Source organism: Catenovulum sp. SX2 (assembly GCF_052056295.1).
GTDB lineage: Bacteria > Pseudomonadota > Gammaproteobacteria > Enterobacterales > Alteromonadaceae > Catenovulum.
This window is the reverse complement of record NZ_CP182493.1, coordinates 537,140-553,820: the sequence shown is the minus strand read 5'-3', so window position 1 is coordinate 553,820 and position 16,681 is coordinate 537,140. Positions and strand designations below refer to the sequence as shown.

General features: G+C 40.3%; 16 protein-coding genes. 11 read left to right on the top strand and 5 right to left on the bottom strand.

Annotated elements, in window-relative coordinates; translation table 11 throughout:
* Positions 1–12: 12 nt before the first annotated feature.
* Positions 13–669, bottom strand: coding sequence for a TonB family protein (locus tag ACMZOO_RS02415; protein ID WP_440905222.1), 657 nt, complete (start codon positions 667–669; stop codon positions 13–15).
* A gap of 331 nt (positions 670–1,000) precedes the next feature.
* On the opposite strand from ACMZOO_RS02415, the gene ACMZOO_RS02410 reads away from it, so the two are divergent.
* The 6 genes from ACMZOO_RS02410 to ACMZOO_RS02385 all read left to right on the top strand — a co-directional run bounded on the left by ACMZOO_RS02410 (position 1,001) and on the right by ACMZOO_RS02385 (position 7,132).
* Complete coding sequence (locus ACMZOO_RS02410; protein ID WP_440905221.1) at positions 1,001–2,143, top strand: OmpA family protein; 1,143 nt, start codon at positions 1,001–1,003, stop codon at positions 2,141–2,143.
* Between the two features lie 336 nt (positions 2,144–2,479).
* Positions 2,480–4,414, top strand: a complete 1,935-nt coding sequence (locus tag ACMZOO_RS02405; RefSeq protein WP_440905220.1) for an FAD-dependent oxidoreductase — start codon at positions 2,480–2,482, stop codon at positions 4,412–4,414.
* A 12-nt stretch (positions 4,415–4,426) separates the two neighbouring features.
* Positions 4,427–5,740, top strand: a complete 1,314-nt coding sequence (locus tag ACMZOO_RS02400) for an ammonia-forming cytochrome c nitrite reductase subunit c552 (protein ID WP_440905219.1) — start codon at positions 4,427–4,429, stop codon at positions 5,738–5,740.
* Between the two features lie 28 nt (positions 5,741–5,768).
* On the top strand, positions 5,769–6,335 hold the full coding sequence (locus ACMZOO_RS02395) for a Tll0287-like domain-containing protein (protein WP_440905218.1): 567 nt from the start codon (positions 5,769–5,771) through the stop codon (positions 6,333–6,335).
* Positions 6,336–6,378: 43 nt separating this feature from the next.
* Positions 6,379–6,711, top strand: a complete 333-nt coding sequence (locus ACMZOO_RS02390; protein ID WP_440905217.1) for a c-type cytochrome — start codon at positions 6,379–6,381, stop codon at positions 6,709–6,711.
* Positions 6,712–6,724: 13 nt separating this feature from the next.
* Positions 6,725–7,132, top strand: a complete 408-nt coding sequence (locus ACMZOO_RS02385) for a globin family protein (protein WP_440905216.1) — start codon at positions 6,725–6,727, stop codon at positions 7,130–7,132.
* Between the two features lie 55 nt (positions 7,133–7,187).
* On the opposite strand, the gene dnaB is transcribed toward ACMZOO_RS02385, so the two are convergent.
* Positions 7,188–8,591, bottom strand: a complete 1,404-nt coding sequence (gene dnaB / locus ACMZOO_RS02380; RefSeq protein WP_026016666.1) for a replicative DNA helicase — start codon at positions 8,589–8,591, stop codon at positions 7,188–7,190.
* 246 nt (positions 8,592–8,837) lie between these two features.
* Between dnaB and ACMZOO_RS02375 the strand changes: the two genes are divergently transcribed.
* From ACMZOO_RS02375 to ACMZOO_RS02360, 4 genes are all read left to right on the top strand, one after another.
* Positions 8,838–9,011, top strand: a complete 174-nt coding sequence (locus ACMZOO_RS02375; protein WP_440905215.1) for a DUF4250 domain-containing protein — start codon at positions 8,838–8,840, stop codon at positions 9,009–9,011.
* A gap of 138 nt (positions 9,012–9,149) precedes the next feature.
* Positions 9,150–10,748: an NAD+ synthase gene (locus ACMZOO_RS02370; RefSeq protein ID WP_440905214.1), complete on the top strand. Its 1,599-nt coding sequence runs from the start codon at positions 9,150–9,152 to the stop codon at positions 10,746–10,748.
* A 21-nt stretch (positions 10,749–10,769) separates the two neighbouring features.
* Positions 10,770–11,108 (top strand): nitrogen regulatory protein P-II, encoded by a 339-nt coding sequence (gene glnB / locus ACMZOO_RS02365; protein WP_440905213.1) that lies wholly within the window; start codon positions 10,770–10,772, stop codon positions 11,106–11,108.
* A gap of 14 nt (positions 11,109–11,122) precedes the next feature.
* Positions 11,123–11,494 (top strand): rhodanese-like domain-containing protein, encoded by a 372-nt coding sequence (locus tag ACMZOO_RS02360; protein WP_440905212.1) that lies wholly within the window; start codon positions 11,123–11,125, stop codon positions 11,492–11,494.
* Positions 11,495–11,497: 3 nt separating this feature from the next.
* Here the strand turns inward: ACMZOO_RS02360 and ACMZOO_RS02355 are convergent, their stop codons facing one another.
* Both ACMZOO_RS02355 and ACMZOO_RS02350 read right to left on the bottom strand, forming a co-directional pair.
* Positions 11,498–13,888, bottom strand: a complete 2,391-nt coding sequence (locus tag ACMZOO_RS02355; protein ID WP_440905211.1) for a PilZ domain-containing protein — start codon at positions 13,886–13,888, stop codon at positions 11,498–11,500.
* A 47-nt stretch (positions 13,889–13,935) separates the two neighbouring features.
* The gene (locus tag ACMZOO_RS02350; RefSeq protein WP_440905210.1) at positions 13,936–14,157 is read right to left on the bottom strand and encodes a hypothetical protein; all 222 of its coding nucleotides are present in this window, start codon (positions 14,155–14,157) and stop codon (positions 13,936–13,938) included.
* A 250-nt stretch (positions 14,158–14,407) separates the two neighbouring features.
* Here ACMZOO_RS02350 and ACMZOO_RS02345 point away from each other — a divergent pair, with 250 nt between their 5' ends.
* Complete coding sequence (locus ACMZOO_RS02345; protein ID WP_440905209.1) at positions 14,408–15,295, top strand: aspartoacylase; 888 nt, start codon at positions 14,408–14,410, stop codon at positions 15,293–15,295.
* Positions 15,296–16,029: 734 nt separating this feature from the next.
* Here the strand turns inward: ACMZOO_RS02345 and ACMZOO_RS02340 are convergent.
* Entirely contained in the window at positions 16,030–16,680 is a 651-nt protein-coding gene (locus tag ACMZOO_RS02340; protein WP_440905208.1) for a pseudouridine synthase, read from the bottom strand.
* Position 16,681: the final 1 nt, after the last annotated feature.

The window sequence follows — 16,681 nt, the reverse complement described above, 5'->3', positions numbered from 1 at the left end:
TTATTTCCCTAGCTACTTTGCTAATGTGAAGTCTAATTTAACGCTCAAACCCGATTGTATCTTAGCTTGGCCATCAACAAATTGGGGTTTATATTTCCAGCCAGCTAAAGCTTTTGCTGCAGAACGATCAAATATTCTACGCGGCTCAGATTCTAACACTTTTACGTTGATTACTTCACCCGTAGGGCTGATATCAAAGCTTAGTTTAACCCAACCTTCAATTCCGTCTCTAGCCGCAATTGCTGGGTATTTAGGGTCAATGCGCACTATCGGAGTCGCTTGGGTATTGCCTTGGCCAGTAAAAGTAATTGTATTACCTATGCTAGGCTCAATTACTGGAGTTTGCACTGTTAAAGTTGGATTACCAATGGCGTTAACAGGATCTGCAATATTTTTCGGTGGTAAAGGTGGTACTTTTAGCGCCGGCGGTGGCGGTAATTTTACCGGTTTGGTGATCACTTTCGTTTCTGGTTTTGGCATAACAATAGGGCCAATTGGCACGTAGGTCATTTGCTCTATTGGTGCATCAGGTGCTCGTACTAATAATTCCATAGTAACAAACAAGGCAAAACTAATAAGTGCCCCTGATAAAACTATGCTAATCATTTTACTTATTTGCTGGGTTATTTGTGGGTTAGGTCTAACACTGGTAAAAGCTAAAGTATGCATAAGTTATCCTCAGTTATTTTAATGATTCACTATTGATAACGAGGTAAAACCTAAAAAGGGGTTAAAAAAATTAAAAATTTGTTTAAACGTCGATATTTACTATTCAATCACTTAGTAATAAGAGCTATGATATAGCTAACTTTGTATGAGATTTGGTTCACATCTTAGTTAAATTGACACATCGCTTTTTGATTTCAGGTTAGGATACCCTGAAAACAAAAGGCAAAAATTTGACTGTATACATATAAATGTCGTTTTAGGATGGTGTAATTGGGTCACTATCTTTCATAAACAACACCCGTTTTTAATAAAATGGTTAAGGATATTCACTATGAAAAAATCATTTAAACTAGCAACTTTAACTGCAGCTATGTTGTGTTCAGCAAACGCTTTGGCTAATGATTTAGCAAAAGAGCAGCTATACGTAACTGGCGGCGCAAACATGTTCTTATTCGATACTGACGTACATAACGTAGACAACGGCGCAATTGGTCCTTGGTTAGGTTTAGGTTATCAAATCGATAAAGAGTGGGCTGTTGAAGTTAATTATAACATGGCTAGCACTGAAACTGACACAGCTTCAGCAACTGACACTGATGTAAGCTTATTGTCTGTAAACGGTGTATACCGTTATGCGCCAGTTGGCGAAAATAGCTTGTTGGCAAAAGCTGGTTTAGGTCAATATAAATTGGATGCTGGAACTTTAGGTTCAGAAAGCAAAGTCGCTATCCGTGCAGGTGCTGGTTATGAATACTTTATTCAACCTCAATTATCTGCAACTTTCTTCTGGGATTTATTAGTTTCTTTTGATTCAACGTTAATCGAATCTATGCCTAGCATTGGTTTGAAATATCAATTCGGTCAAGCTAGCAGCAAACCTGCTAAAAAAGAAACTAAAGCTGCAGCTCCTGCAAAACCAGCTAAGCCAGCTGTTATGGATGCAGATGCGGATGGCGTAGCTGATAGTTCTGATATGTGTGCAAATACACCAACTGGTGTTCGTGTAAACAGCCAAGGTTGTCCTTTCGACCGTGATGCTGACGGTGTATACGATTATTTAGATGAATGTCCAATGACGCCAGAAGGCGCTAAAGTGACTGATAATGGCTGTAAAGAAGAGTTAGCAGAAACTGTTTCTATTCAGTTATATATCTCTTTCCCTAACAACAGTAGCGTTATTCCAGCTGAATATGACTCTGAAATGAAGAAAGTTGCTGATTTCTTACGTCAATATCCAGACGCGTCAGTTCAATTAGTTGGTCACACTGACTCAACTGGTTCAGCTGCTTACAACCAAATGTTATCTGAAAAGCGTGCTGCACGTGTTGCTGCTCACTTGATTAATAAGTTTGGTGTTGATTCAGCTCGTGTTACTTCTAAAGGCGAAGGTGAGTCTAACCCGATAGCTGATAACTCAACAGCTGAAGGCCGTAACAAAAACCGCCGAGTAACAGCAGAAATTTCTTCTAACTAATAATTATTGGTTAATGAGAATTTAAAAGCCGACGAAAGTCGGCTTTTTTGATCGAGCGCAATATTTACCCGCACAAAGTGTGCACTATTTGTGGTAAGGGAAATACCAAAATAATGCACTAAAGCGCTTGTTAAACAGCATTATGCATATTTGTTTTTGTTAGTTTGCTGAAATTTAAGGGTATTTTACTTTTGGTTTAGGATTTGCATTGCTCTAGCTGTAATGAAAATTTGTTAGGCATTGTAGCCCGTAGTCGATAGTTGCTTTATTGCAGTTATCACTACGGGCTTTTTTTTGCACAAATTTTGACTCTACAGCCACCGGAGCAAAATTAGAATGAAAGATCCTATTATCGTTATTGGTACTGGACCTGTTGGTTTGCGCTTTGTAGCAGAAGCTCGCAAACATGTGCCAAATGCACAAATAAAACTATTTGGTAATGAACCTTGGACACCATACAACAGGGTTAAACTTTCTTCTTTATTAGCCAATGATTTAGGTTGGGACGAACTAAAAAGTCACGAGTGGAGTAGCATTGAAGCTGACGATGCGGTAACACCTTTCCTCAACTGCGCTATTGTTGATATAGATGCAGCTAACAAGACAGTTACAGATGTAACTGGCACAACACACAAATATAGTGAGTTGATATTAGCCGTAGGCTCGCGTCCATATATTCCAAATATTCCGGGTAAAAACTTGTCAGGTGTTTATTCATTTCGCGATATGAATGATGTACAAGCTTTGCTCGCTCGCACGGTTCGCGCCCGTCATGTCTGTGTGTTGGGCGGCGGGTTACTTGGTCTTGAAACGGCCAAAGCCCTTAGAAAGTTCAACACCCAAATTACCGTGGTGCAGCGTGCAAATCATCTGATGAACAATCAACTTGATGAAGTAGCTGGTTTAATGCTGCAACAAAGTGTTGAGCATATGAGCATTAATGTTGAATGTGGCGAAGGTGTTATTGAAATACTTGGTGAAGAGCGGGTCGAAGCAATCAAGCTACAAGATGGCAAAGTGATTGATTGCGACACTGTGGTATTTGCCGCTGGTATAGTACCGAACAAAGAACTCGCATTTAATCACGACATCAACGTGGGTCGGGCAATTAAGGTTGATCATCATCTGCGTACCAATCAGCCAAACATATATGCGATTGGTGAGTGTGCTGAATATCAAAATGTCACTTATGGCTTGGTTGCGCCTGGCTTCGAACAAGCGGCTGTTTTGGCTGCATTTTTGTCAGGACAGCCAGCAGCTTATTTAGGCAGTACCACAGCTACAGAGTTAAAAGTAGTTGGTGAACAGGTATTTTCAGTTGGTGAAGTTGAAAAACCACGCAGACCAAGAACTGACGAATGGGTTTATCAAGACGGAGAGATTTACCGCAAAATTGTCATTGAAAGTGGCAAAATTATTGGTGCACAAGCAATTGGTGGTTGGAGTGAATCGCGCCGAGTACAAGAGCATATAGTTGCTGGCCGTTCAATTTGGCCTTGGCATTTATGGAAATTCAAACAAACAGGCGAGCTGTTTAATAATAGCGATTCAGGTGTTATGGATTGGCCGGATGAAGCTTTGGTGTGCCAATGTATGGCTGTGCCTAAATCTAGCATTGTTGGTTGTGTTAATGCTTTTAAAGATTGCTCGCAAGCCAAAGTCAGTGCAGAAACTGGTGCGGGTACAGTTTGTGGCTCGTGTAAACCTTTAATAGCCGAGTTATGCGGGAGTCAAAATACCCAGGCAACTGAATATTGGAAACCTTTACTACAAACCTCCTTTGCATCGCTAATCTTTTCATTTTTATTGATATTTATTCCGGCGATTGCCGTTGCTCAATCAGTACAGGATTTTTCATTAGAGATATTTTGGATCGATCCTTTATACAAACAGATATCAGGTTTTACTTTATTAGCCTTGTCGATATTTCTAGCAATTGTATCACTGCGCAAACGTATTAAAAAATTCCAGTGGTTAAGTTTCCCTGCATGGCGCGTTATTCATTCATCTTTAGCCATAGTCGCATTGTTCGCTTTGTTGCTGCATAGCGGTTTAAGTTTTGGCGTCAATTTAAATCAAGCATTAATGATTAGTTTTGTTGCAACCGCTGTACTTGGTATTGCGCTTGGCTCAGTCATTTCGCTAGAGCACAAATTATCTATCTCACAAGCCAAGGTACTGCGAAAAGCTAGCTTGTGGGGCCACATACTCGCGGTTTGGCCTTTGCCTGTACTACTGAGTTTTCACATAGTTTCTGTTTATTATTTTTAGTGGGTGAGCATTTTGAAGTCTGTTTCTTGGATAATTTGGATTTTTTCAAGCCTTGCATTAGCAGCATATTTGCTGTTTGAGTTGGCTTGGTCTGAAGATAAATCAAGTTTTTTGATTGGTGAAGCCACTCATGGGCATCATCAAATAGAACTTGCGTGTTCGACTTGTCACACTTCACCCTTTGGTGGGGGCGAGGTTATTCAAGATGCTTGTGTAAATTGTCACGCGCAAGAATTATCTATGGCAGAAGATTCTCATCCAAAAGCAAAATTTACTGACCCGCGCAACGCTGACAGACTCGCCGTATTGGACGCAACTCAATGTGTAACTTGTCATTTAGAGCATCAAAATGAACAAACTCGAGCTATGGGTGTGACTTTGGCTGATGATTTTTGTTGGCATTGTCACCAAGACATAGTCACAGAAAGGCCAAGCCATGAAGGTATGGGGTTTGAAACTTGTGCCAGTGCCGGTTGCCATAATTATCACGATAACAAAGCTTTATACGAAAATTTTTTAGTTAAACATGCAGGTGAAGCTGATTTATTTATGCCTGCGATGCGCCCGTTGCGAGATGCTGTCACTAAATATTTGGCGGAAAACCCACAAACTAAAGCTTTAACTGTTGCGGATATCCAACCGGTTGAAGCGCCGCCAGAAGTGTTTGAACACTGGCAAGCAAGCAGCCACGCAACCGTCGGCGTTGAGTGTAGTGACTGTCACCAAGCGAACAATTCTGACTGGCAGCAAAAACCAGCAATTCAGGTTTGTCAAAACTGTCACGAACAAGAGTGGCAAGGCTTTAGCCAAAGCCATCATGGCATGCGTTTGTCAGATAAATTAAGCCAAAGTCTGTCTCCTATGACACCGGCTCAAGGTCGGCTAGTTTTCCAATCAGATAGTTTAGACAAAGAAATGACCTGTTCTACTTGTCATGGACCACATGAACTCGATTTACAAAAAGCAGCAAGCGAGTCCTGTTTGAGTTGCCATGCTGATGATCACAGTTTGGCATTTGAACAAAGCCCGCATGGTCAACTATGGCAGCAAGAGCTGGCAGGTGAAATTGCCCAGGGTGAGGGGGTCAGTTGTGCAACTTGCCATATGCCAGTTGTTGAGCAGGGCAGTAAACATGCAGTATCCCACAACGTCAATGACAACTTAAGACCGAATGAAAAAATGCTGCGCTCAGTTTGTATGAACTGTCATGGATTGGCTTTTTCGATAGACGCTTTAGCCGATCAAGAATTAATTAAAAACAACTTTTTACATGCGCCTAGCTTACATATCAAGAGTATTGATATGGCAGTTGAGCGGGTGAAATAGATTTAACCAAGCCAACGAGGAAACCACTATGAAAAACACTTTAAAAATGACATTAGCTGCTTCAAGTATCGCTATTTTATCTGCTTGTGGAGGAGATAAAGAAGCGGGTATATCACCACAGCAATTCACCGATGCTTTGCATTTGGTAATGGATTCTGATCGTGCTGTATACACTAAAAAAGTTGTTGGGCGTTTAACTAAAGAGGAGAAAGTGATTAAAGCATCCGAACACTTTATGGATGATAAGGCTTTACCTTTACCGGCACAGATGTTCCGTTTTGGTGCAGAAACTGTTGCTGAGAAAACCGACAAATTCTCATACTCATTACAGTCGTTGTGGCCAATCAATAGCCAAAATGCGCCAGTGACCGCAGTAGAAAAAGAAGGTTTACAATTCATAGTGGATAACCCAGGTAAAAACTTCTACAAAGAAGAAACTTTGGGTGGAAAAACTTACTTCACTGCTATCTATCCAGACGTGGCCGTTGCACCAGTATGTGCCTCTTGCCACAACGATCATAAAGATTCACCAAAAACAGACTTTAAAGTCGGTGATGTTATGGGTGGCGTAGTCATTCGTGTACCACTAGGTTAATTCAATCAACATACTCTCGTTATGTGAGTATAGGAGTAAAGTTATGAAACTAGGCTCTTATGTATTTGTTGGTGCTTCACTATTATTAACAGCTTGCTCGGAATCGCCCGAGCAAGTTGCGTTAGCTGAAGGCCAAACAATATGGCAAGGTACCTGTGCTGTATGTCATGCACAAGGTCTTGCTGGTTCTCCACCTATAGGCAATAAAAAAATGTGGTCGAAAAGAATTGCCAAAGGGCTACCTGTGTTATTTGACCATGCTAAAAATGGCTTTGAAGGTGACACGGGTATTATGCCAGCACGAGGTGGTAACGCGAGTTTAACTGATGCTCAAATCGAACTCGCCGTTAAATATATGGTCAGCCAAAGCCAATAGTAAGGATAATATTATGCAAGATAACGCAGTAGAGTTAGTACAAAGTACTTTTGCTAAGGTGGCACCAATTGCAGATCAAGCGGCAGCTATGTTTTATGCGCGCTTATTTGAAATTGCGCCTGAAGTACGTCCGCTTTTTAAAGCTGATTTAACCGAGCAGGGCGCTAAATTAATGCAGATGATTGGGACAGCCGTCGCAAGTTTGACAAATTTAGACGCGCTAGTACCGGTAGCACAGGATTTAGCCAAACGTCATATTGATTATGGTGTGACTAAAGCGCATTATGCTGTAGTTGGTGATGCGTTAATTTGGACACTCGAGCAAGGTTTGGGCGATGCATTTACTGCTGAAGTTAAACAAGCTTGGGTAGACGTATATGGTTTGTTATCTTCTGTGATGATTGAAGCTGCATACGATTGAGCAACAAGACTTAGGAAGTGGAGACAATGGAGGGGCAAGACGCCCCTTTGTCATTTTAATACCCTTGGTATTCCATTCTTGCTAGGTTGTCGAAGCGCGAGAATTGGCCTAAGAAAGCAACATCTACATGGCCGATAGGACCATTACGTTGTTTACCTATGATAATTTCTGCTACACCTTTACGCTCTGATTCTGGGTAATAAACTTCATCACGATAGATAAACATAATTAAGTCAGCATCCTGCTCGATAGAGCCTGATTCACGCAAATCTGAGTTAACCGGGCGTTTGTCTGCCCTTTGCTCCAAACTACGATTAAGCTGTGACAGGGCAACCACAGGTACTTGTAATTCTTTCGCCAGCGCTTTGAGTGAACGGGAAATTTCGGCAATTTCTAACGTACGGTTATCAGATAAACCTGGTACTTGCATAAGCTGCAAGTAATCGACCATGATTAAACCAATACCACCTTTATGATCTCGAGCGACACGACGCGCACGTGAGCGTACTTCTGTTGGCGTTAGGCCAGACGAATCATCGATATAAATATTGTTCTTCTCTGCCAACAAAGCCATAGTTGATGAAATTCGCGCCCAATCTTCATCTTCTAGCTTACCGGTACGAATACTGGTTTGATTGACTCGGCTAAGTGAAGCCAACATCCTCATCATGATTTGTTCTGCAGGCATCTCTAAGCTGAATACCAGCACTGCTTTATCAAACGACATAGCTGCATTTTCACACAAGTTCATCGCAAAAGTTGTTTTACCCATTGATGGACGTGCCGCCACAATAATTAAATCTGATGGTTGTAAACCTGAGGTCATATCATTTAAATCGTTAAAACCTGTGGTTACACCCGTTACACCGTCGGCACCATTTTTCATCGCATCTTCAATACGAGTTATGGTTGACGCAAGTACATCTTTTAATTGTTTTGGTCCTTCGTTGGCATTTGCTCGTGCTTCAGCTATTTTAAATACGCGGCTTTCGGCAAGATCTAACAATTCGCTACTGCTACGGCCTTGTGGGTCGTAACCAGCTTCGGCTATTTCATTGGCAACCGCGATCATTTCACGAATTACCGCACGTTCACGCACAATATCGGCATAAGCGGTTATGTTAGCGGCACTTGGTGTGTTGTCAGCTATTTCTGCAAGGTAAGCAAAACCACCAACTTCTTCTAATAATTTGGCTTGTTCTAGCGATTCAGACAGGGTAATTAAATCTATTGGTTGATGCTGCTCAACCAATTTAGCCATGTGCTCGAATACGGTCTTATTGGCGTGGTGATAAAAGTCTTGTGCGACTACACGCTCAGCAACTCTATCCCAAGCTTCGTTATCTAATAATAATCCACCAACAACAGATTGTTCTGCTTCTAATGAGTGTGGGGAAGACTTTATTTCTTCAACCGATTGAGTTGGCTTTTTTGCTTGCCAAGTTATATTTTGCGCCATCTGTATAATACCTTGTTGTTGAACATGCATTATGCCAAGAAAATGCCGCAGTTTGAATTGCTAGTTTCAAATGAGCTTGTCCGTATTTATTTACAGTTTTCTCAAGCAGCAAATTTTACTTTTGCGATTAAGTTGGCAATTCGCCAAGCTGTACTATGGTTAATACTGCGCAATAGCGCAATTTGACTACCAATTATTTATTCAGGCGGCTGGAGGGCAAGATGGATTTACATAAAAGCAACCACTATGGATCCAAATATTTTGTTGGGCATAGTTAATGATCAACTGCGTCATGAGTGTGAAGATTTACATGCGTTAGCTATGATGATGGAGGTAGATGAATTTACTTTAGAAGATAAGATGGCGCGTATTGGTTATCACTATGAAGCCGAATTAAATCAGTTTAGTCCAGATTTATAACTGCAAGATTAATAATGACACGCAACTGAGCTTTGTTTGTGTGGCTTTAACGATATTATGTTGATTTGGCGTATATTTTATATGCCAATCGGTATATTATTGCACTATTGAAATATTTAAAAAGACTGTTGGAATTCTATGCAATTAGTCATTGCACAAAGCAACTTTACTGTTGGCGCAATTGATAAAAACTGCCAACAAATTATCGCCGATGTAGAAAAATCACCTAAAAACGCATTAGTCGTTTTTCCCGAACTGGCATTAACAGGCTATCCACCAGAAGACTTGTTATTACGTCCAGACTTATACAAACGTTTAGATTCTGCGCTTGAGCAAATTGCCGCCATTAGTCATGGCAAAGCCGTTGTTGTAGGTCACCCATTTCAAGAAAATGGTTTGATTTATAATGCTGCGAGCGTTTATGCAGATGGAAAATTGCAGGCTCGATATTTTAAACAAGCGCTACCAAATTATGGCGTGTTTGACGAGAAGCGTTATTTTGCTGCGGGTAATCAAGCGGTTAGTTTTGACTATCAAGGCAAAAGAATTGGTTTATTAATTTGTGAAGATTTATGGGATGACCAGCCAATTGCCCATTACGACGGCCTCAATATCGATGTTATTGTTTCACTTAACGCATCACCTTTTAATTTAGAAAAACAGCTAGAGCGTGAAGCGCTGATTAAAAAACGCGCGGTTAATCATAGTGTCGCGATAGTTTATGCAAACCAAGTATGCGGCCAAGATGAATTGGTATTTGATGGCGCGTCATTTGTGGTTAATCGCACAGGTGAATTAGTTTGCCGTTTACATCAATGCCAAGAAGATTTCGCTGTATTAGATTTTGCCGATGCATTTACCCAAGCGCGTATCGAAGCTTTAGCCGACTGTGAAGAAGCCGAAATTTATCAAGCTTTAGTATTGGCAACGCGCGACTACGTCAATAAAAATGGTTTTAAAGGCGCTGTGCTTGGTTTGTCAGGTGGAATAGATTCAGCGTTAACCTTAGCTGTGGCCGTTGACGCATTAGGTGCTGAACGAGTTCAAGCGGTTATGATGCCGTTTAAATACACTGCACAAATGAGTGTAGAAGATGCCAAAGCGCAAGCTCAGGCTATGAATGTTGAGTTTGATATAGTTTCAATTGAGCCTATGTTTGATGCCTTTATGCAAGCACTTGATCCTATGTTCGTTGGTACACAAAAAGATACGACAGAAGAAAACTTACAAGCGCGTAGTCGTGGTGTTATTTTAATGGCGCTGTCGAATAAGAAAGGTCGTATCGTCTTAACCACAGGCAATAAATCAGAAATGGCTGTAGGTTATTGCACTTTATATGGTGATATGGCTGGTGGATTTGCCGTAATTAAAGATGTACCAAAAACAATGGTGTACAAATTAGCAAATTACCGCAATACTCTAGGTAAAGTGATACCTGAACGTGTTATTACTCGTCCTCCTTCTGCTGAGTTAGCACCGGATCAGGTTGACCAAGATAGTTTACCTCCATATGATGATCTAGACGCTATTCTAGAAGCCTATGTGGAGAATGATTTATCTATCGCTGATATTGTGTCATTAGGCTATGACGAAGCAATTGTCAGAAAGGTTGTGCGTTTAGTGGATATTAACGAATACAAACGCCGCCAATCAGCGATTGGACCGAAAGTTACACAACGCAATTTTGGCAAAGATAGACGTTACCCGATAACGTCTGGTTTTGGCCGAGAGCACTAAAAATTTTAAGGGGATATAATTATGAAAAAAGTAGAAGCTATCATTAAACCTTTTAAGCTAGACGACGTGCGCGAAGCATTAGCTGAAATTGGTATTACCGGCATGACGGTAACCGAAGTTAAAGGTTTTGGCCGCCAAAAAGGGCACACAGAGCTGTATCGTGGTGCTGAATACAATGTCGACTTTTTACCTAAGGTGCGTTTGGATATAGTGTTAAGCGACGATGAAGTAGACCGTTGTTTAGAGACTATCGTTAAAGTTGCGCAAAGTGGCAAAATTGGTGACGGCAAAATATTCGTAACTGATGTTGAGCGTGTTATCCGTATCCGTACTGGCGAAGAAAACGAAGACGCTATCTAAGTCGGAACCACATCATGTCATCACATAGTGCTGCGTTTATCGCCTTGGTTGACGACGCGCGCAGTCGCATCAAAGAAATTGATATTGAGACTTATCTTGAAATGAAACAAGCAGATAAGTCTTTAATTTTAGTTGATGTACGCGAGCAAGATGAATGGCAAGCAGGTCATCTACCGAACGCTGTGTATTTAGGCAAAGGTACTATTGAGCGCGATATTGAAGCTAAATTCCCTGATAAACAAACTAAACTTGTTTTATATTGTGGTGGTGGATATAGATCTGCGCTCGCTGCGGATAACCTACAAAAAATGGGTTATCGCCAAGTGATTAATATGGATGGCGGTTTTCGTCGTTGGTGTTCGCTTAATCTGCCATTGGACAAATAGATATTAATATTTGTTAATATCTATTTTGCCAATAGCCCACCAAAACTCATCCGTATCAACCACCTCAATAATGCCACACAGTTGTTTGGCTAATGCTTGAATTTTCTCAGCTTGATGTTTGTTATATCTAGCTATGTAATTGAGCTCTTCACTAATTTCATTGATTAAATTTTTAGCGCTCGGCTGAATGTTTAGACTAAAGACTTTTAATCCATCATGACTGACGGCTTTGCGGATAAATTGATTTTGCAGCCGCGGATTTGCCCCTGCACGAGCTTGTTTTGTAATATCTACCCGTCCCGGTATCAAATAAAACGCTACTTCGTCTGCAATTGCTTCACCACTTTTCAAAAAACGTGTGATTGAACGTAGAAACGGTGGGTTGCGTTTATCATCGTAAATTAACTGAAACACCGACACATGCTGTTGCTGAATAGGCGATTGTAAGTCGGAGAGGCTGATTAACTCTTGGGTTTTGTAGTTAGAGGTTAATAAACGCGCCACATTAAAGGGTTTTTTAACTGAGCGGGTTAAACCAAATGCAATGGCTGGGTAGAAGGTCATAAATGCTATACGCAAGGCTTTTTGCAAAATAACAAATTTATCGTAACTGTCGTTAATGGATAACAGAGTGCGATTCGTTTGAATTAATAGTTGTAAAAAGTTGCGAATATTTTGTGCATTTTCGTTTTCATATACTTGTAAATGCAGTGTTTGCGCTTTGGGATTGATCCCCACTATTTGATATAAAGCATTATGGATGGCGTTGCGCTCACCAAATTGTTCGAACTTTGGCACTGTGACAGCAATGACTTGCGTGACTTGAAAATGTTGTGCTGCATTGTCTATTTTAATGCTCAAGCCATTTAAGGATAAGTCGATTAGTTTCCCTGCTGCCGTGGTATTTTGCTCTAAGTTAGTTGCTTGGACAGATGTTGTATAAAAATATCTATTCTCTTTCCGTGCATCTTTCGGCTGTACGTCAAATTGACCTATGTGATGGTTTTTAATTGTTGGTGCTAAGTATTGAGTAAGTGCCTTAACTTTGTCATTGGTTAGCTTGTAGCCTTTGTCTAATTCTAGTGCTGTTTCTTGCTGGTTGAGTGGATATAGGCTAATCAGTTGATTGATATCATTAAGCGGTGATAATGCACGGTCGGCTTTTTTCTGGTCGTCAAACCAACTAAATTTTATATCTTCTATCTCTTTGGCGTTAATTTCGCGTTTACGCAGCATTAATAATTGCAAAATACCTTTTTGATTGGCAAAGGCGACAAAGCTCGCAAGTTGTTTCTGTTCAATTAATTGGGTTAAAGTTGCGGCTAAAAACTGAATTTTTCCTTGCTGTTCAAAGCGAACAACTGCAATTGCATTCGAGTTTTCGGATAAATGTGGCCATAGGCGCACTAGGATGCCGTTGAGCCGATTTAGATTATTTTCATCAATAAAATAGTCGTAAAGGGTTTTGCTAGTTGGATTGGTTAGAACATAGTTGAGTTGTTTTAACTGCTGTTGTGCTGTTCTAGCAAATACGCTCATCCAGCCACTGGTATTGAGCAAGTGTGCTTCTAATAAACGTGTCTCGGCTAAATCTTTTGCATTGGTGATATCAACTTTATACTGGGCTCGGTTAGCAAGCACATATTTATCTAGAAAATGTGTCCATTCGTAATTATGTTCACAAAGCTGCACGCCAACTCGCTGACAGCCATCTTTATCAGGTGTTTGTGCTAAAAATTTAACTTGATAACCAGCTCTGGGATGGCCGTTAAATTTAAATTGGCTGGTCATTGATGAAAAGTCGATTTCAAAAACTTCATCGCGTTGTAAAGCCGCAAATGGTTTTACTCTTAATAAACAGCCACTGCGGGATATATTTGATGTGATAACTTCTAACGCCTGGCCGTTTTGTCTGTGTAAGGTTACAGGTTTGGCACAGTGTAATCTTTCTTCTAAACGGCGAGTTGTGCGTCCTAGCTCGGAAATATCAACTTCGAATTCGCGAATCTTTTGTTCGTAGGCATACTGTTTTTCAAACTTAGCATACAGTTTACCGTCAGTAACCCGTTCATACACACCTTCTGTGTATTGATTATCAAACTTTTCCACTTCGAGTAAAAAAATACGTCGGCCGATTTCATCTAAATAGAAACGTTTGCCTTGCCAGATAAACTCGCTGATTGGATAAGCTGAGTCTCGCGACATATCTATGCTGCGATCAAAAGGTTTAAACAGGCGGGCTAATTCCTGTTTAATTAAAAATTTTTTCTGTGTGGGTAGTTTGGCGGTTAGTGCTTCATAAGCTTTATCAAAACTAGGCTTCTGATAAAACTTAATCAGTTGTTCAATAATGTTCTGTAACGATTTGTCGATTGTTGTTGTTTTTGGCTGCATAACACACAGATATCTACATGCAATAGCAGAACATTAGCATAGCTAGCTTAATCTACCAAGGATAAGGCTTGTGACACATTCATTTTGTTGGCAGATACAGAGGCTAATAGCTCAGTAGGGGAGGCGGCTAGTATATTATTGAGCAAGTGTTGTGCTTGTTGCGAGTTGATTGTTGAATTGCCATTGCTGCTTGTTGATTGCTGAACATTTGCTGCAGAGTTCAATGTCGATTGTGCTGAAAAAGGATTTTGGTTAACTGAATTGATCATTTGATACCTCTTGCTTGTTATCATTTGTTTGGTTAGCTGCCAAAAAATTGGCTGCTAACTTAGCTTGTAAATAGATAATCAATTTCCATACCAATGTTGCGGCAGACTTGTTGCAAACAAATAAATTTAACTGTGGTGTAAACTGATAATTCTGCTAACTTATATCTATAAGTAATTAAAAAACTGCTGTTTATTCTGCTAGATTTAGCTTATCTCGTATTTAAGACCAATTTTTTGAAGGTGCGCCTATATGTCAATTAAAACTGTTGCAGTTGTTTGTGGTACACATGGAAACGAGATTACCGGTGTGTACTTAATGAAAAAGTGGCAAAAAGCCCAGCAGCAGATCAGTCGCTCAACATTTTCGACTCAATTGTTGCAAGGTAATCCAAAAGCCTATGAAATTAATCGCCGTTATGTAGATAAAGATTTGAATCGTCAGTTTGCCAGTAAAGATTTAGCAAATCCTGACTTAGCTTATTACGAAGCATTACGTGCGAAGAGTATTAACCAAATTTTGGGCCCAAAAGGTAACCCTAAAACAGATTTGGTGATTGATTTACACACGACAACCAGCAACATGGGGCCAACCCTATTGATGCCGCAAAAAGGTGTTTTTTATTCGCGTTTAGCTGCTTATGTTAAAAGTAAAATGCCTGAAGCGGTTATTTTTTGTGATGAAGACCATAAAGCCAACGAAGATCATCATTTGTTATGCACTATTGGTAAGTATGGTGTAATTGTTGAAGTCGGCCCTGTTCCTCAGTCGGTTTTACGTCATGATGTATTTGAACAGAGTGAAACTTTAACCCAGCATATTTTAGATTTTGTTGAGTTGTTTAATACGGATTCTGTGCCTGAGTTGCCAACAGAAATTGAAGCCTTTAGATTTGTCAAAAGCCTTAAATTACCAACTGATGAAAGTGGTGAGCGCATTGGTATGGTTCATAAACACATTCAAGACAGCGATTTTAAAGCGGTTAAACCGGGTGAGCCATTGTTCCAGTTGTTTGATGGTGGTGTAATTAATTTAGACGGCGATGAGACACTTTATACCGCTTTTGTAAATGAAGCTGCGTATTATGACAATAATTTAGCTACTTCTTTGATGCGAAAAATTACCTTACAGGTAGATTAAGAATTCAATCGCAACCAATAGCGAGTAAGTTGTTAGGGAAGTTGGCTTCACAGCTGCTACTAGCTCAGGTGCATTCAAGCACACTCGAAGCTTAATTTTCTAAAGTCGCCGTGAATATGTCCATATAGGCTCCGCCCTGTCATCCATGACAGGGAGGCTTTATAAAATTAGCTTTCGAGTATGCTTTATAAGCATTTGTATCGCTAATTAAGGTCTGCTGCGATCGTATTTGAACAAAACATTAACTCGGTAGGGATACTGTGTGAGAGCAAAAAATATTCCAAGCAAATAACCCTTCTTTGCCACAGTTCCTTCCGCGGTTTATTCCCTCCATTGTTTAAATTGTGCAATATAAAACAGGGTAATAGGCTTCACTAGCCGCTGCTAGTTCAGGTGCATTCAAGCACACTCGAAGCTTAATTTTCTAAAGTCGCCGTGAATATGTCCATATAGGCTCCGCCCTGTCATCCATGACAGGGAGGCTTTATAAAATTAGCTATCGAATATGCTTTATTAAACTTTTGCATCGCGAATAGGAAATGCAGCGATAGTATTTGAACAAAAGGTCAGTGCCAAGGCGCTGACAATATTGTGCAATATAGAAAACATTGAAGCATAACTTTCGCAAAAACGCTGTAGACCCATCCATGGGCGCTCTGCTTTTTCATCCCTGAAAAAGAAGTTTTGCTCTAAGTTATTGCTTCAATATTTTTAGGATATGGTTGCTTCGCTAATTAAAAATCTGCTGCAACTTTAAACTCAACAAATTCATCTGTACTTGGGTGGGCAAATCCTAAACTGTATGCATGTAGTCTCAGTCTGTTGGACATGGCTTTGATTTCTGCTGATGCGTAAAAATTATCGCCCAAAATTGTATGTCCCCAGTGATGCATATGTACTCTTAATTGGTGTGTTCGACCTGTTTCTGGCTTTAACAGAACAACTGCCGACTCAGTTTTGTTAATTAAGATTTCAAAGTGAGTTACTGCGGCTTTGCCTTCTTCTGATACTTTTTGTCTAGGCACATTGTTTTTATCTGGTGCTAGTGACCAGTTTAAACAACCGCTCTGTTGACTTGGATTGCCACAAATTTCAGCCAGGTAGCTCTTGCGCGTAGTGCGCGCTTCAAATTGTTTTTTGAGGTGAACTTCAGCTGCTTTATGTAAAGCAAATACCATTATTCCAGAGGTTTCGCAGTCGAGCCTATGAACCAAAATAATCGATGGAAAATGAGTTCTTAAGCGACTTAACGCACAGTCATGCGTTTCAACCGCGCGTCCTGGGTTGGATAACAAACCGGAAGCTTTATTGATAACAACAATATCATTGTCTTGATACAAAATATTTGGAACGCCAGCAGGCGGGTTATATATAAATTTTTCCATT

Excerpts from the sequence above, each read along its gene's own strand:
- ACMZOO_RS02415 (WP_440905222.1), bottom strand. The coding sequence starts at position 669 with ATGCATACTTTAGCTTTTACCAGTGTTAGACCTAACCCACAAATAACC.
- ACMZOO_RS02410 (WP_440905221.1), top strand. The coding sequence starts at position 1,001 with ATGAAAAAATCATTTAAACTAGCAACTTTAACTGCAGCTATGTTGTGT.
- ACMZOO_RS02405 (WP_440905220.1), top strand. The coding sequence starts at position 2,480 with ATGAAAGATCCTATTATCGTTATTGGTACTGGACCTGTTGGTTTGCGC.
- ACMZOO_RS02395 (WP_440905218.1), top strand. The coding sequence starts at position 5,769 with ATGAAAAACACTTTAAAAATGACATTAGCTGCTTCAAGTATCGCTATT.
- ACMZOO_RS02390 (WP_440905217.1), top strand. The coding sequence starts at position 6,379 with ATGAAACTAGGCTCTTATGTATTTGTTGGTGCTTCACTATTATTAACA.
- ACMZOO_RS02385 (WP_440905216.1), top strand. The coding sequence starts at position 6,725 with ATGCAAGATAACGCAGTAGAGTTAGTACAAAGTACTTTTGCTAAGGTG.
- dnaB (WP_026016666.1), bottom strand. The coding sequence starts at position 8,591 with ATGGCGCAAAATATAACTTGGCAAGCAAAAAAGCCAACTCAATCGGTT.
- ACMZOO_RS02375 (WP_440905215.1), top strand. The coding sequence starts at position 8,838 with ATGGATCCAAATATTTTGTTGGGCATAGTTAATGATCAACTGCGTCAT.
- ACMZOO_RS02370 (WP_440905214.1), top strand. The coding sequence starts at position 9,150 with ATGCAATTAGTCATTGCACAAAGCAACTTTACTGTTGGCGCAATTGAT.
- glnB (WP_440905213.1), top strand. The coding sequence starts at position 10,770 with ATGAAAAAAGTAGAAGCTATCATTAAACCTTTTAAGCTAGACGACGTG.
- ACMZOO_RS02360 (WP_440905212.1), top strand. The coding sequence starts at position 11,123 with ATGTCATCACATAGTGCTGCGTTTATCGCCTTGGTTGACGACGCGCGC.
- ACMZOO_RS02355 (WP_440905211.1), bottom strand. The coding sequence starts at position 13,888 with ATGCAGCCAAAAACAACAACAATCGACAAATCGTTACAGAACATTATT.
- ACMZOO_RS02350 (WP_440905210.1), bottom strand. The coding sequence starts at position 14,157 with ATGATCAATTCAGTTAACCAAAATCCTTTTTCAGCACAATCGACATTG.
- ACMZOO_RS02345 (WP_440905209.1), top strand. The coding sequence starts at position 14,408 with ATGTCAATTAAAACTGTTGCAGTTGTTTGTGGTACACATGGAAACGAG.
- ACMZOO_RS02340 (WP_440905208.1), bottom strand. The coding sequence starts at position 16,680 with ATGGAAAAATTTATATATAACCCGCCTGCTGGCGTTCCAAATATTTTG.